Origin of the sequence: Rothia sp. ND6WE1A (genome assembly GCF_001683935.1) — a bacterium.
Lineage (GTDB): Bacteria > Actinomycetota > Actinomycetes > Actinomycetales > Micrococcaceae > Rothia > Rothia amarae.
In genome coordinates this window covers 1-14,104 of the sequence record NZ_LXTU01000013.1, presented here as the reverse complement: position 1 = coordinate 14,104, position 14,104 = coordinate 1, and the positions used below count along the sequence as shown (strand labels likewise).

The 14,104-nt window shown below is 54.2% G+C and carries 12 protein-coding genes and 1 tRNA gene; 6 read left to right on the top strand and 7 right to left on the bottom strand.

The genetic code is table 11. The annotated features are described in order from the left end of the window. Nucleotides 1–65 precede the first annotated feature (65 nt). Complete coding sequence (locus A7E48_RS01575) at nt 66–596, bottom strand: sulfite exporter TauE/SafE family protein (RefSeq protein ID WP_068168609.1); 531 nt, start codon at nt 594–596, stop codon at nt 66–68. A 35-nt stretch (nt 597–631) separates the two neighbouring features. Continuing rightward, entirely contained in the window at nt 632–1,141 is a 510-nt protein-coding gene (locus A7E48_RS01570; RefSeq protein WP_068168608.1) for a DUF1648 domain-containing protein, read from the bottom strand. Nucleotides 1,142–1,268: 127 nt separating this feature from the next. Between A7E48_RS01570 and A7E48_RS01565 the strand changes: the two genes are divergently transcribed. Next, nucleotides 1,269–1,742, top strand: a complete 474-nt coding sequence (locus A7E48_RS01565; protein ID WP_068168607.1) for a DUF192 domain-containing protein — start codon at nt 1,269–1,271, stop codon at nt 1,740–1,742. A gap of 71 nt (nt 1,743–1,813) precedes the next feature. Here A7E48_RS01565 and A7E48_RS01560 read toward each other — a convergent pair whose 3' ends face one another. Both A7E48_RS01560 and A7E48_RS01555 read right to left on the bottom strand, forming a co-directional pair. Next, on the bottom strand, nt 1,814–3,004 hold the full coding sequence (locus A7E48_RS01560) for a globin domain-containing protein (protein WP_068168606.1): 1,191 nt from the start codon (nt 3,002–3,004) through the stop codon (nt 1,814–1,816). A gap of 111 nt (nt 3,005–3,115) precedes the next feature. Continuing rightward, nucleotides 3,116–3,589: an Rrf2 family transcriptional regulator gene (locus A7E48_RS01555; protein WP_068168605.1), complete on the bottom strand. Its 474-nt coding sequence runs from the start codon at nt 3,587–3,589 to the stop codon at nt 3,116–3,118. A gap of 367 nt (nt 3,590–3,956) precedes the next feature. Here A7E48_RS01555 and A7E48_RS01550 point away from each other — a divergent pair, with 367 nt between their 5' ends. Continuing rightward, a complete protein-coding gene (locus A7E48_RS01550; protein ID WP_068168604.1) occupies nt 3,957–4,325 on the top strand; it encodes a hypothetical protein in 369 nt (122 codons plus the stop codon). A gap of 266 nt (nt 4,326–4,591) precedes the next feature. Here the strand turns inward: A7E48_RS01550 and A7E48_RS01545 are convergent, their stop codons facing one another. Continuing rightward, nucleotides 4,592–6,055, bottom strand: coding sequence for a sugar ABC transporter ATP-binding protein (locus A7E48_RS01545; protein WP_158004381.1), 1,464 nt, complete (start codon nt 6,053–6,055; stop codon nt 4,592–4,594). A 233-nt stretch (nt 6,056–6,288) separates the two neighbouring features. Next, on the bottom strand, nt 6,289–8,166 hold the full coding sequence (locus A7E48_RS01540; protein WP_068168602.1) for a phosphoenolpyruvate carboxykinase (GTP): 1,878 nt from the start codon (nt 8,164–8,166) through the stop codon (nt 6,289–6,291). Nucleotides 8,167–8,570: 404 nt separating this feature from the next. On the opposite strand from A7E48_RS01540, the gene A7E48_RS01535 reads away from it, so the two are divergent. From A7E48_RS01535 to A7E48_RS01525, 3 genes are all read left to right on the top strand, one after another. Beyond that, nucleotides 8,571–8,643: transfer RNA gene (locus A7E48_RS01535), tRNA-Arg, on the top strand. A gap of 181 nt (nt 8,644–8,824) precedes the next feature. After that, on the top strand, nt 8,825–9,145 hold the full coding sequence (locus A7E48_RS01530) for a 2Fe-2S iron-sulfur cluster-binding protein (RefSeq protein WP_068168600.1): 321 nt from the start codon (nt 8,825–8,827) through the stop codon (nt 9,143–9,145). Between the two features lies 1 nt (nt 9,146). Next, nucleotides 9,147–9,977 carry a DUF4232 domain-containing protein gene (locus A7E48_RS01525; protein WP_068168596.1) on the top strand — a complete coding sequence of 277 codons (831 nt, stop codon included), beginning with the start codon at nt 9,147–9,149 and terminating at the stop codon, nt 9,975–9,977. Between the two features lie 94 nt (nt 9,978–10,071). Here A7E48_RS01525 and A7E48_RS01520 read toward each other — a convergent pair whose 3' ends face one another. Beyond that, nucleotides 10,072–10,452, bottom strand: a complete 381-nt coding sequence (locus A7E48_RS01520) for a nitroreductase family protein (protein ID WP_255376887.1) — start codon at nt 10,450–10,452, stop codon at nt 10,072–10,074. Nucleotides 10,453–10,538: 86 nt separating this feature from the next. Between A7E48_RS01520 and A7E48_RS11270 the strand changes: the two genes are divergently transcribed. Next, a partial coding sequence (locus A7E48_RS11270) for a DEAD/DEAH box helicase (RefSeq protein ID WP_233125936.1) occupies nt 10,539–14,104 on the top strand: 3,566 nt, incomplete at its 3' end.

The following is a 14,104-nucleotide window of genomic DNA, read 5'->3' as shown; positions in this document are numbered from 1 at the left end:
AGCACTTCGAGGGCGCTCTCTGTTGCTGACAGGGAGTGCCCTTTAGCGTATGCGGAAGTAGGCTTCTAATTCAGCAGCAGATTGATGAGCGCTACAGTACCGATTACCAAGATGACTGCCAGCCGTTTTTTGCCCCGGGGCAGCGCCGGTTCAGGGGTGGTGCCAAGAATTTCTTGAGCGTTAGTATCATGTGAGCGAGCGGCAGCTACTCGTTGCTGAATTTTGGGCCCCACAACCACCATGATGAGGCCTAAACCAACGAGCACTGGAACGACGAAGGCGAAGGCTGATTCGGGCAGAATCAACAACAGAGACGCACCGGTAATACCGCCCAGAATAGAGCTGGGTAGGAGCATTTTGATAAGACCCGAATTCTGCCGAATTTCCCTGCGGTAACCGTATGCACCGGAGATATTTCCCGCAACCAAACCCACCGAGCTTGAAATGTTAGCGGTGAGTGGCGGATACCCCAGTAGGAGCAGAAGGGGGAATGAAATAAGGGTTCCAGAGCCAACGATGGCGTTAATAAAACCAGCGCTCAGCCCAGCACCCAAAATGATGAAAAAACTAAGCACCAACGTTGAATCAGGAAGCATAATTTGATGCTAGCGCAGAGCCGGCAACTGTGGGGCTACTTGGCAATTTTCAGCATTTTAGGAATGTAATAAACGATGGGCGCAAGGATGAAAAGCACTAACAACGCCATCCACGGACCTGATGTTTCTGGATGCGATGTTGAATAGGTGACAAAAACGAGCATGAGCCCTACTCCGATAGAGGTCCACAGCAGCATATTGCGGGAGCAAGTATAGAGAGCTTGCCATCCTTCAGCGGTTGAAGGAGTTTTCGGCACATTATGAATTCGAGGGAATCGCGCTATCACCAGACAGAAAAGAGTCACCATGCACAGCATGATAGGTGCGAGAAGGAATTGATTTTTATCGCCCCAGTCGTCAGGTTCTCCGTTGGGGCCGAAATGAACCGGAACTATTTGAGGCAACCCAACATAAGTCACCACAGCGTAAATAACTCCAGCTACCAGAACAAATGCCGAAATACCCTCCAGAATCCGAGAAGATTTCGCCGGGGAAGCAGGAACGGGGCGTTCGGTTCTGCCTGGGAGTTGTGGGGAATTCTCCATTGAAGTTCACCTATCGTCGCAGTGGTTTTTTAACTATATAAACTAGGAGGGTAAGCAACCATTTTCTGACGTGGTGTTTTACTATCAACTCATTTTTCACGAACGTATTTCAGGACGAGGTATATCTATGGGTTTACTGTGGTGGACAGTAGTGTTACTAGCCGTTCTTTGCCTGGTGGGCATTGCCATCTATCAGGCGCTGAAATTTATCGCCACCCGAGATGCGCAGAATCTAGATGCACTCCCCCACCGCACCGTCGTCGGCCCGGCAGGTTCCCTCAAGCTCGCCGTTGCAGACACCACTGACTCGTTGAGTAAAGGGCTGTCAGGACATCAAAAACTCAAAAACGTTCACGGTCTTCTTCTAGTTCTCCCACGGAAAGCTACCTCACTGACTCTTTTGGGCGTGCAATTTCCGCTCGACATCGTGTGGTTAGATGCCCAGAACCGAGTGCTCAAGGTCACCTACGATGTCAAGCCCGGGTTCGGAACTCTCCGCCTGCCTTCACCGGCGCGTACCGCCGCCGTCATTGAAGTACCAGCGCTCAGACTCCGTAAGCTGGGCGCCATTGAGCCAGGAACCACTCTTTCCTGGAAATAGGATTTATTCTTTACGCCCAAAGTGCCACTCCCCTGATAAGGAAGCGGCACTTTAGATGTAAAGAATAACCGTTACTTGTTTTCAGCTCGTGCAGTATCGCGAAGCATCCACTGGTCAGGACCAAAAATCTCGTACTGAATCTGGACGCCAGGAACACCTGCATCTACCAAAGCAGAACGAGTGTCCTTCATGAAGCCAAGAGGTCCGCAGAGATAAACCGAGGCGTCGGAAGGAACATCAAGTTGAGAAACATCCACGCGACCTTCAAAATCGCCCGAACCATCGCCCAAGAAGCTAATGAGTTTGCCGTTAGCCAGCTTGCCTACGAGCTCTTCCATTTCTTCGCGTAACGGCCACGCATCCTTGCTGGAAGAGGAATGAACGACTACAACTTCACGCTGGGAGTTTTGGTCCACCAGTTCGGAGAGGAAAGCAAGCATAGGGGTCACGCCGATACCTGCCGAGAAGAGGTAGAGCGGCCCTGAGCCGTCGTCGCCAAATCCACCCAGGGTGATATCACCGTAGGGGTTTGAGATATCAACGACGTCACCCCCCCGCAGAGCGAAGTGGCGCTTGGTCATCTCACCGTTGGGGTCGAGCTTGATAGCTACGCGGCGCTGGTTCTTTTCAGAGGGTAGCAACGTGTACTGGCGAGGCTGCAGGAGGCCATCTTCTGCCTGAGTGAACAGTGAGATGTACTGACCTGCTTTTGACTCGGTCATCGCGGTGTCGTCTGCAGGTTCAAAAGTAAGATCTACTACCTGATCACCGGTTTCCTTGCGGGATACAAGCTTGAAGGGTGCGCGCATGACGTCGTTAGCCTGCTGTGCGTAAAGACCCTTCTCAATCTTGATGAGAGCGTTTGCCATCAACCAGTAAACTTCGCTCCACGCCTCGGCAACTTCAGGGGTGCAGGCATCGCCCAAATCCGCTGCAATAGCTTCAAACAGGTACTTGTAGACGGTGGGGTACTCATCTTCGAGCAGTCCCAGGGAGGCGTGTTTGTGTGCCACGCGGGAGAGCACTTCGTCGGGGTACTTATCGGGATTGTTCAAAATATAAGTAGCAAAAATGACGATTGAGTTAGAGAGCGCCTGGGGCTGAGTGCCTTCGAGCTGCGATGAACGTGAAAACATGCCGTCCATCAGGTCAGGACGAGCGGCGAACATACGCTTGTAGAACTCCGGGGTGATGTGAGGCATCCGCTCGGCAACGACGGGCGCGGTGGCTTCAATGATGGGGCGTGACTTTTCTGAAAGCACGATGTCTCTCCTTTGGGACAAAATCTTAATTAACCATCTCCAAAACTAGCATATTTAATACAAGATAAGGAATAAAAAAGATGAGCTGCTTCATAAACAGCTCATCTTCATCTACGATGCCTGAGTTAACTTCTTCGTCTGGCTCAACGGCCCCAAGCCCAGCTCAACAAAAACCGGACCCATCTGCCGCTGTGTGGGCAGACTGGAAATCGTGATGGGATCTAGAACCTCAAAGAATGCCTCCCGAGCCCTGGAAAGATAGCCCCGCAAGCGGCAGGAAGAATTCAGCGGACAATCACCATGTTCACTCTCGCACTCCACCATGGGAATATCCCCCTCGGTCTGGCGCAGAATATGACCAACCGTCACATTCTTGCCAGCCTCAGACAAGACGACGCCGCCGGCACGCCCGCGAGTTGCCACAACCCATCCATGATTTGCCAAGAACGCAACGGATTTAGCCACATGGTTATAGGGCGTGCCCACTCCCTGAGCAATAGTCTGGGTAGAAAGCTTCTTGTCCTCAGCACCTGCCAAAAGAATCATGATCCGTAATGAAACGTCGGAAAAAGCAGTTAGACGCAATGCCCCTCCTTCATGATTTTTTGGCATAATCTGAAATTTAGTTTACTCCTCTGAGCAAACCACAGCGCGCACTAGTGCGAAATGAGTTCAGAACCATATTCACAGTGCATCCGCTTGTGACTAGCGACTATACACACTTACATGTACAAACACCTCGACAAAGTTATGTTCACCGCAAAATATCGTCAAAAGGATGATTTCGAAACTCTTTACTTGTGGGTAACATTGTAAATAGTTTGTGCCCACAAGCATTGCTAAAGCATCTTTTTCAGGGGGAACTTGAAGAATATAATTGGTGCTCGTCAAATGCTGATCGGGTTAGTACTAAAGTCCATGACGATCAATAACACCAGATAAGGATTCACTCATGTCACAGCTTGACACCTCAATCCAGGAACTTCTTTCCATCGAAGGCGCAAACGGCGCAGCACTCGTGGACATCTCTTCTGGCATGGCTCTAGCTTCCGGCGGCAACCCCGGGTTCGATCTCACCGTTGCAGCAGCAGGTAACTCCAACGTTGTCCGCGCAAAGCTCAAGACCATGAACGATCTCGGTCTAGAGGGCAACATCGAAGACATCATGATTACCCTCAACTCCCAGTACCACCTCATTAACGTACTCAACGCTTCTGAGACCGCTGGTCTGTTCGTTTATCTGGTGCTTGATCGTAACACCGCGAACCTAGCGCTCGCTCGCCACAAGCTCAACACCATCGCAAACCGTATCTCCCTCTAAGCCCCACAAGCTAGACGCAGAGAAGCGAAGCCCAAAAGAGGCAACTTAGACCCATGGCCGGTGATTTTTAGGGAATCACCGGCCATGGGTTTTTATTTACCTTATGTGAAGGATCCTATTCAGTAGCAAGAGCTCGAGCAAGCACAGCAGTAAGGTGAACTGGCTGGGGCTGGCATGAATCACCGCGTGAGCGCTAGCGAACTTGGTGAGAAGGTTAGTACACCGTTGCTGTGCTTGCTCGAGTTCAGCGTCTTCGAAATAACCTGTTAGATAATAGAATCGCCGATTGCAGCTTCCATCAGCGTGTCTTCGGTAGCGTCTCGGTGCTCTTGGATTGCTACGATTTCGCCGTCCTTCATGACAGCGATACGGTTGCACAGTCCCATGAGCTCTGACATGTCCGAGCCAATCAAAAGAATAGAAACGCCCTCAGCGGTAAGGTCCTTGAGCATCTTGTAGATTTCTACCTTTGCGCTGACGTCGATGCCGCGGGTGGGGTGGTTGAGAATCAAAATGTCGCAGTCCGAGCTGATCCACCGTGCCAGCGCCACTTTCTGCTGGTCACCGCCGGAGAGCTTTCCGACTTCACCCTGAATGTTGGTGGTCTTGATGTGTAGCTTGCGGATTTGCTCTGCTACCTCGCGAAGGGCAGAGACTTCGTGCAAGAAACCTGCACCTTCATCTTTGGTGATTCCCGCAGAATCCATGAGGGTCTTTGCGATGGACCGTTCGTTTGCGAGACCCAGTTCGTCGTCGTTGTCTGAGAGATACCCGATGCCGTAGCTGACGGCGTCCTCGGGGCTGGAAATCGTGACGTCTTCACCGTTGATGCGAAGGGCTCCGAATTCAGCGGTCTCATCTACGCCAACCAGCGCCGAGGCGATTTCGTTAATTCCCGAACGACGCAAACCGGTTAGTCCTAGAACTTCACCGCGAGCGAGAGTGAAATTAACATTCTTCAAGAAACCCTGGGCGCCATTGAGGTTCTCGATAGTGAGACGGGGGGTCTCTTCCACAAAGTCAGAAGGCTGCTGATGCATTGAGACTTCGCGGCGGAACATTTTAAAAGCGATGTCTTCAGCGCTCATGTGACCGGGTACGATTTCATGGGAGATGATGCCATCTTCCAAAATGACCGCGCGATCTGCCAGGGAACGAATTTCATCCAAGCGGTGGGTGATATAGATGACCGAACGTCCCTCAGAGACCAAACGGCGGGTCATCTCATGGAACTGGAAAATCTCATAGTCATTGAAAGTCGCCGCAACTTCATCCATCAATACCAGCTGGGTTTCTTCAGCTACTAAACGCACAACCTCGATGAGAGCCTGTTCTGCACGCACCAAATCGCCCATCAGGGAGGAAGGGCTAATTTCCAAGCCCGCGTCGCTCAGAAGCTCGGCGGCACGCTCGTTCTGCTCCTGCTCGCTCTTCTGCGCATGAAAGGTCGAGCGGAAGATGGTCTGCGCTACCGTCAGCGTAGGATCTACCGAGAATTTCTGGCGAATCGAGCCGACTCCGCAAGCTAGAGCCTCATCGGGGTTCGACGGCGCATACGGCTCCCCTGCCAACATCATCGTCCCAGAATCTGCGGTGTCCCATCCACCGAGAATCGAAAGCAGCGTGGATTTACCCGCACCATTTTCCCCGAGCAGACCCAATACTTCACCGCGCACCACTGTAAGGTCTACGCCTTTAAGCGCTCGCAGATGTTCGTGTTTTTTAGTCACGCCCTTAACACTGAGCAAGTTATCCACTGCTGATTGTCCCTTCAGATGGAGAGTGATATGTGAAATGACCGCAGAGGTCATTTCTAGCGAACGAAAACTAGTTTCGGTATCAAATATTACTGTTGTTTAAAGCCAAAGATTGATTATAGAGCTTAGATAATCTAAAAAATTGAACCGACGATATATTGAGAGCAATATATCGCCGGTTCAGTACTAATGTGTCCGTCTAATGGTTAGGAATTGCTACGAGCTTCTTCAATACGCTGTGCCAGTGCATCACGCTGTTCGTGAATGCGTTGAGGCAGGTCATCACCGAATTTCTCCAGCCATTCATCGATGCCGATAAGCTCAGCTTCGATCTCATCAACATTGACAGCTAGCGCAGCGTCTAGCTCGTTGTCCTCAATTTTGAGACCGGTCAAGTCAAGGTCCTCACGGGTGGGCACGGTACCCATGAGGGTGTGCTCGCCGCCTGCGGTACCTTCAAGACGATCGAAAATCCATTTCACCACGCGGGAGTTCTCACCGAAGCCAGGCCACGCGAAACCACCCTCGGGGGTACGGCGGAACCAGTTGACATAGTACACCTTAGGCATGTTCTCTTCGCCGTGCTTCTCGCCCAGGTCAAGCCAGTGGCGGAAGTAGTCAGAAGCGTTGTAGCCGATGAAGGGAAGCATTGCCATGGGGTCGCGGCGAACCACGCCCACAGCACCCTTAGCTGCAGCAGTAGTTTCCGAAGACAGCGTTACGCCGCGGAAAACGCCTTCGCTCCACGACTCAGCTTCAGACACCAAAGGAATAGTGGTCTTACGACGTCCACCGAAGATGATTGCAGACAGAGGCACACCTTCAGGTTCGTAGAACTCTTCTGCGAGCATGTCTACCTGGTTGAGCGGGGTGCAAAAACGTGAGTTAGGGTGTGCCGCAGGACGGCCCGATTCAGGGGTCCAATCGTTGCCCTGCCAGTCGATAAGGTGGTCGGGTACCTCATCGGTCTTACCTTCCCACCACACCGAATTGTCATCAGTCAAAGCAACGTTGGTGAAGATATTGTTGCCTTTGGCGATTGCGCGCATAGCGTTGGGGTTAGTGGACCAGCCGGTACCCGGAGCTACACCGAACATACCTGCTTCGGGGTTGACGACGCGAGGGGTGCCGTTTTCATCGAAGTTGATCCAGGAAATGTCATCGCCCACCATCTCGGTCTTCCATCCCTCAAGAGTGGGATTCATGAGTGCGAAGTTGGTCTTACCGCAGGCAGAGGGGAAAGCGGCGGAGATGAATTTAGTTTTGTTCTCAGGGTTAGAGACCTTGAGGATAAGCATGTGCTCTGCCATCCAGCCTTGGTCGTGTCCCATCGCCGATGCAATACGCAGGGCGTAGCATTTCTTGCCCAGCAGTGCGTTTCCGCCGTAACCCGAACCAAAGGACCAGATTGCACGCTCCTCGGGGAAGTGAACAATGTACTTCTCGGGGTTGCAGGGCCAGGGCACATCCTGCTGCCCTTCTTCTAAGGGAGCGCCGATAGAGTGCAGAGCCTTGACGTAGAAAGCGTTGGTATCAGACATCTTCTTCAAGACATCAGAACCGATAGTTGCCATGATGCGCATGGAGCATACTACATATGCAGAGTCAGTGATTTCTACGCCGAAACGAGGAGTAGAGGCATCGAGAGAGCCCATGACAAAAGGAATCACGTACATGGTACGACCGTGCATGCAACCGCGGTACAGATCCTTCATCAGCGACTTCATCTCGGCAGGATCGCGCCAGTTATTAGTGGGGCCAGCTGCCTCTTCGGTTTCGGAGCAGATGAAAGTGCGCTCTTCAACACGGGCGACGTCATCGGGGTCAGAAAAAGCGACGTAAGAGTTTGGGAACTCATGATCAGAAAGACGGCGGAAAGTACCAGCTTCCACGAGTTCACCGGCTAGGCGGTCATATTCTTCTTCCGTGCCATCAACCCACACGATGGATTCAGGTTCGGTAAGCTCAGCGACTTCTCGCACCCAATCCACCAGCTCAGTGTATTGAGTTGGTGCCTGAGCAAGCTGGTCTTGAACCTGCTGGTTCAGGCCGGAAGAAACAGTACCGTTTGAAAGGTCAGCCATCTGACGATTCCCCTTAAAGTTTTACGCACCGCGACACCGCGTTGTGCCGAAGATTTGAATCTTCAAAAACTGTGCCTCTCGTTCTTTAAGAAGCAAATGCGTCATCTCTACTGAGAATGAAGGACAACGCAACGTTTTGAAGACCATCACCTCTTTGTGATTAGAACACCAAAGTAACAGTAAAGAGTGGGTTTAAACCATCAATTACGCACAAATGTCAGAATATAGCTCAACCTCTTGCGTTTTTTCGATAAATAGTTGATGAACTTCCGCTAGTTTTCGGGGTTTCTTCTTCCAGCGAGCAACATGTAACGAGTGTCACCCCTTTTCGATTTGGCAAGGTTCTCTAGCGCGTGTAGAGTATTACCTGTTGCTGAAACGGGGTAGCCCGGAAAACAGAACATGCGCCTGTAGCTCAACGGATAGAGCATCTGACTACGGATCAGAAGGTTGGGGGTTCGAATCCCTTCGGGCGCACTAAATAGCCCGCTTCTTCGGAAGCGGGTTTTTTGTTTTTCCACGCCATTTCTAGGTGCGGAGTGAGTGAGGGATTGCCCACGAGAGCAAGATTTATGCTCTCCATACTGGGCATAATAGGGTAAAACTTCACCACGCTCTAGAATAATAATGAGCGAAAAATTACAAGGAGTACATTCTCATGAGCATCAACATCAATGTAGTTAACGAGAGCGGCGAGACTCGCGGAGCAACCTGGGAAGAAGATCAGACGCTCCTTGACGCCCTGTTAGCAAACCAGTTCCCCGTTCTAGCTACCTGCGGAGGCAACGCCTCCTGCGCTACCTGCCACGCGTACATCGATCCTGAACATTTCGAAGCATCAGGAGAACGCACCGAAGCTGAAGAAGATTTGCTAGATATGGTCGACGACGTCGCCAACGAATACTCCCGCCTTTCGTGCCAGACCGAATACGCCGAAGGTCTTGATGGCGCAACGGTGACCCTCAAACCTGGGATGTAATATGAGCCCCCTCAAATCCCCTCGGCATTCTCTCCTCCTCGTAGCGAGCATCAGCATTTTAGCGCTCTCCGCTTGTGGCGGTGGGGAAAGTACGCCTGAAACCCCGACCGAGGCACCCACTGCCGCAGTATCAGCTTCATCTACCGCATCTGCTACTGCATCGGGATCGCCCAAACCCAGCGCAACGCGCACCTCACCCGCTGCGACCCCCAGTCCGGTAGCAACTCCGACCGTTCATGAGCCAACCGTCACCGAACCTACGGTCACAGAGGAAACGGCGCCTCCTCGGGGTAGCGTCACCACGGTGACCCAAGAGCCACAAACCCCGGCTCCAGCGCCGGCTACCGAATCCAGCGCCGCGGCTACACCTAACGAAACAGCGAATGCAGATGCTCAGCAGAGCGCAGCATGCGACTACGAGCACATCCGTATTGCCGCAGAGGTAGCCCCCGGCGGCGGGGCTGCAGGCTCTCGATATATGAACCTCACCTTCACCAACTCCGGTTCTACACCGTGCTCGTTGAGCGGTTACCCCAGTGTCAATTACGTGGACGCGCAGGGCAACCAGATAGGCGCAGCCGCTAAACAGGCCGCAGAGTGGACCAGCTCGGGAGCTGTGATTGGCTCGGGCGAATCTGCGAGCGCAACGCTACGTGAAACTCGTGCGGGGCTTTACGACGCGGCATCCTGCCAGCCCACTCAGGCAGCCGGTTACCGCGTGAGTATTCCAGGTACGTCGTCTTCGCTGGTGCTGAACTTCCCCGCTGAGGCATGCTCCTCCACCGAAACGGGACAGCTCTCCGTAGGCCAGATTGGTGCCCAGGCAAAGTAAGCCCGACACCGTGAGATTCTAAGAACCATAAAAAATAAGGCAGGTTTCGCTCTATTCAAGAGCAAAACCTGCCTTATTTTTTATTCACCAGTGATTAGAGAATCTCTGCTGCTTCATCAAAGGAGAAGCGGGGGCTACGGTCATATTCTGGGAGGACGCCGTACCCCAGATTAACCGCCAAAAAAGCCTTGCGCTCGCCATCGGGGAAGAACTCCTGGGTGATACCCTCAAAATCAGCGCCAGTCATAGGACCCGCAGCCAAACCTAGCGCACGCGTAGCGATGATGAAGTAACCTGCAGCAATAGATGAGGACAACAAACCGGACGAGTGGCGAACACCCTCATTGTCACGGAACATTTCCCGCATACCAGCAGCGCGAGGATTGAACTCGGGGAATCTTTCGGACCAGTTGGTGTCAAAGCTCAGCACAGCAGTCACCGGTGCTTTTTCGGCCTTTTCCCGGTTGCTTTCCACCAGGTGAGGGATGAGACGGGCGCGTGACCCGGTAAAGCATATGTAAGTTGACTTGGTTTGTCACTCCCACCTGGCATAATGAACAAATGACCTCTGCCGGCACTTTTCATAACTCGCTTCAGTATTTCTCTGCACCCACCCGCGAGTGGTTTACCGGGGCGTTCACCGCCCCTACCGCCGCGCAGGACGGCGCATGGCACGCGATTTCCGCTGGCAAACACGCGCTCGTAGTTGCACCTACCGGCTCGGGTAAAACTCTGGCGGCTTTTCTCTGGGCACTTGACCGGCTTCATATTCAAGAAAGTGCCCCGAACCAAAAAACCGGTACCAAGGTTCTCTACATTTCTCCGCTCAAAGCCCTCGGTGTGGACGTCGAACGCAACCTGCGCTCCCCTCTGATTGGCATCGCTCAAACCGCAAAGCGGATGGGCGCCGATGTACCGAATGTGACCGTTGGGGTGCGTTCGGGCGATACACCGCCTAAGGAGCGCCGTCAGCTCATCTCCAATCCCCCAGATATTCTCATCACCACCCCCGAATCTCTCTACCTGATGCTAACCTCGAAAGCGCGCTCTACGCTGGCGGCGGTTCATACGGTGATTATTGATGAGGTTCATGCTGTTGCCGGAACCAAAAGAGGAGCACACCTGGCGGTTTCGCTAGAGCGCCTGGATCAGATACTCGACCAGCCCGTGCAACGCATCGGTCTTTCCGCAACGGTAGAGCCGGTCGAAACCGTCGCGCGCTTTCTCGGCGGCGTCGCCCCGGTTGATATTGTGCAACCGCCCTCGGAGAAAAAATGGGAACTAACCGTTTCTGTTCCTGTGCCCGATATGACCAAGCTGGGCGGCCCCAACACCTATGGCGAGGGCGAACAGTCAGACCCTAGCCGGGAGGAAAACGGCGAACCAGTAGCTGGGGTGGGTTCAGCGGTGGGCGGCGCCTACGTCGACAAGCTGGCAGATCGCGCCCGGGTGCGCGTCAATGCATTTGAAACCGGCACCGAATTCCACGACGACGGCATGGTCAACAGCGATTCGCTACTGGAACGGGACGGTACCGCCCCGGACCAGCACTCCATACCTGCTGTAGACATCGATCATCTGACGCGCGGGCTTACTCTTGCCGACGCTATCGGGATTTTTCCGCAGGAAAACGCCCCTGCCCCACAGGTAGAAATCACCCGCACTGAGATTGAAGAATTCGACCCGGCAGAGCTCTCCCCCGCTGAGATAGCGCAAGAAGCAACGCCGGATACCAGTGGCTACCAGGCGTCTATCTGGCCGCACGTTGAAGAGAGAATTGTTGATTTGGTGGAGAAGTACCGCTCCACCATTGTGTTTGCCAACTCTCGCGGTTTGGCGGAGAAACTGACCGCGCGTCTCAACGAAATTCACGCTGACCGTGAGGAAGCACGAGCGGCTATGGAAGGTTCCTCCGAAGATTCGGAAAACGCCTCTGCCTCCCCGCGAGTGACGTCCCCGCCGCAGAATATTTCCGAAGCTCTCAGCCAGGCGCTGGCGGCAAACGGTGGCGCTCGAATCGAACGTGAAGACGCCAAAATCAAGCGCCCACCAGCGCAAATCATGGCGCAATCCGCCACTGCCCACGGCGTCCCGCCGCTCCTCGCGCGAGCGCACCACGGATCGGTCTCTAAAGACCAGCGATCGGTGATTGAAGAAGCGCTCAAATCAGGTGAACTTCGCTGTGTGGTTGCCACCAGCTCCCTTGAGTTGGGCATCGATATGGGTGCGGTAGATCTGGTAATTCAGGTGGAATCCCCCGGTTCAGTCGCCTCTGGTTTGCAAAGAGTAGGACGCGCGGGCCACCAGGTAGGAGAAATTTCCAGAGGATACCTCTATCCCAAGCACCGCGGCGATTTGCTCAATGCCACGGTGACCGTTCAACGAATGCTCGCGGGCAATATTGAGCCGCTCTCTATTCCGCAAAATCCGCTGGATATTCTTGCCCAGCAAACCGTGGCTGCCTGCGCGCTTGGACCTATCGATGTGGAGTCCTGGTTTGAGGCGCTTCGCCATACCGCCCCCTTCGCCACCCTGCCGCGCAGTGCTTTTGAGGCAACCTTAGATTTGCTCTCGGGTAAGTACCCCTCCGATGAATTTGCTGAGTTGCGCCCGCGCGTCATTTGGGATCGCGATGCTGGCACGCTCGAAGGCCGTCCCGGTGCGCAGCGGGTGGCGGTAACCTCCGGCGGTACGATACCTGACCGCGGGCTGTTTCCCGTTTACATTGTGGGTTCAGAAGACTCCAAAGCCCCTAAACGCGTGGGTGAACTCGATGAAGAGATGGTGTACGAGTCCCGGGCGGGCGACGTCATCGCTCTGGGTGCTACCTCCTGGCGTATTGAAGATATTAGCCACGACCGCGTGAGCGTTACCCCCGCCCCTGGTGTGCCTGGCAAGCTACCTTTCTGGCATGGGGAGGGGCCGGGACGTCCGGTCGAACTCGGCCGCGCGCTGGGCCAGTTCACCCGTGAGCTCGCCACAGAGATTCAGAATGAGCCTGCTGCCGCTCGTCAGCGTGTAGAAGCTATCGGTCTTGACACGTGGGCTGCCGATAACGTGCAGGCCTACGTTCGCGAACAATCCGAAGCAACCGGGGCGGTGCCTTCTGACCAGCAGTTCATCGTAGAAAGATTCCGCGATGAAATTGGGGACTGGCGAGTCGTTCTACACTCCCCCTACGGCATGCCCGTGCACGCACCCTGGGCGCTGGCCGTCGGTCAGCGAGCCGAAGATATGTTCGGCGTCAATGCCTCAGCAATGGCGGCTGACGACGGCATCGTGCTCCGCATTCCTTCCATCGAGGCGGAACCACCCGGGGCATCCCTGTTCTTCTTCGACACCGATGAACTCGAAAACATCGTCACCGAACGAGTAGGTTCCTCCGCCCTGTTCGCCAGCCGGTTCCGCGAAAATGCAGCGCGCGCCTTGCTTCTGCCCCGCCGCGACCCAGGGCGGCGAACCCCGCTCTGGCAGCAACGCCAGCAATCTGCCCAACTTCTGGACGTCGCCCGCAAATTCTCCAACTTTCCCATCATTTTAGAAACCGTGCGCGAGTGCTTGCAGGATGTCTATGATTTGCCTGCCCTAATGGACATCCACCGCAAAATAGACTCCCGCGCCATCCGCGTGAGCGAGATTGAAACAGAATCCCCCTCGCCTTTTGCGCGCACGTTACTCTTTGGGTACGTTGCACAGTTCCTCTACGAGGGCGATTCGCCCCTTGCAGAACGACGCGCGGCAGCGCTCACCCTTGACTCGGCGCTACTTTCCGAATTATTAGGGCGCGATGAACTGCGAGAATTGCTCGACGCCAACGTCATTCGCCAAACCGAAGCCCGCCTGCAGCACAGCGTGGCAGGCTACCGCTACCAAGGAGTTGAAGGCGCCGCTGACCTGCTACGTTTGCTCGGCCCGCTCAACGCCCATCAGTTAGCAGCCCGGCTGAGGGTCAACCGCTCTAGCGAGGAAACTGAAGAAGAACCCCTCACCTCAGAGCAGGCTGAAGCGTTTGCCCGCGAACTAGTTTCAGCCAACCGCGCTCTTGCCTTCACCCTTCATGGCACCGAACATTTTGCCGCCATTGAGGACGCCGCCCGCCTGCGCGACGGTCTAGGTGTGCCCCTCCC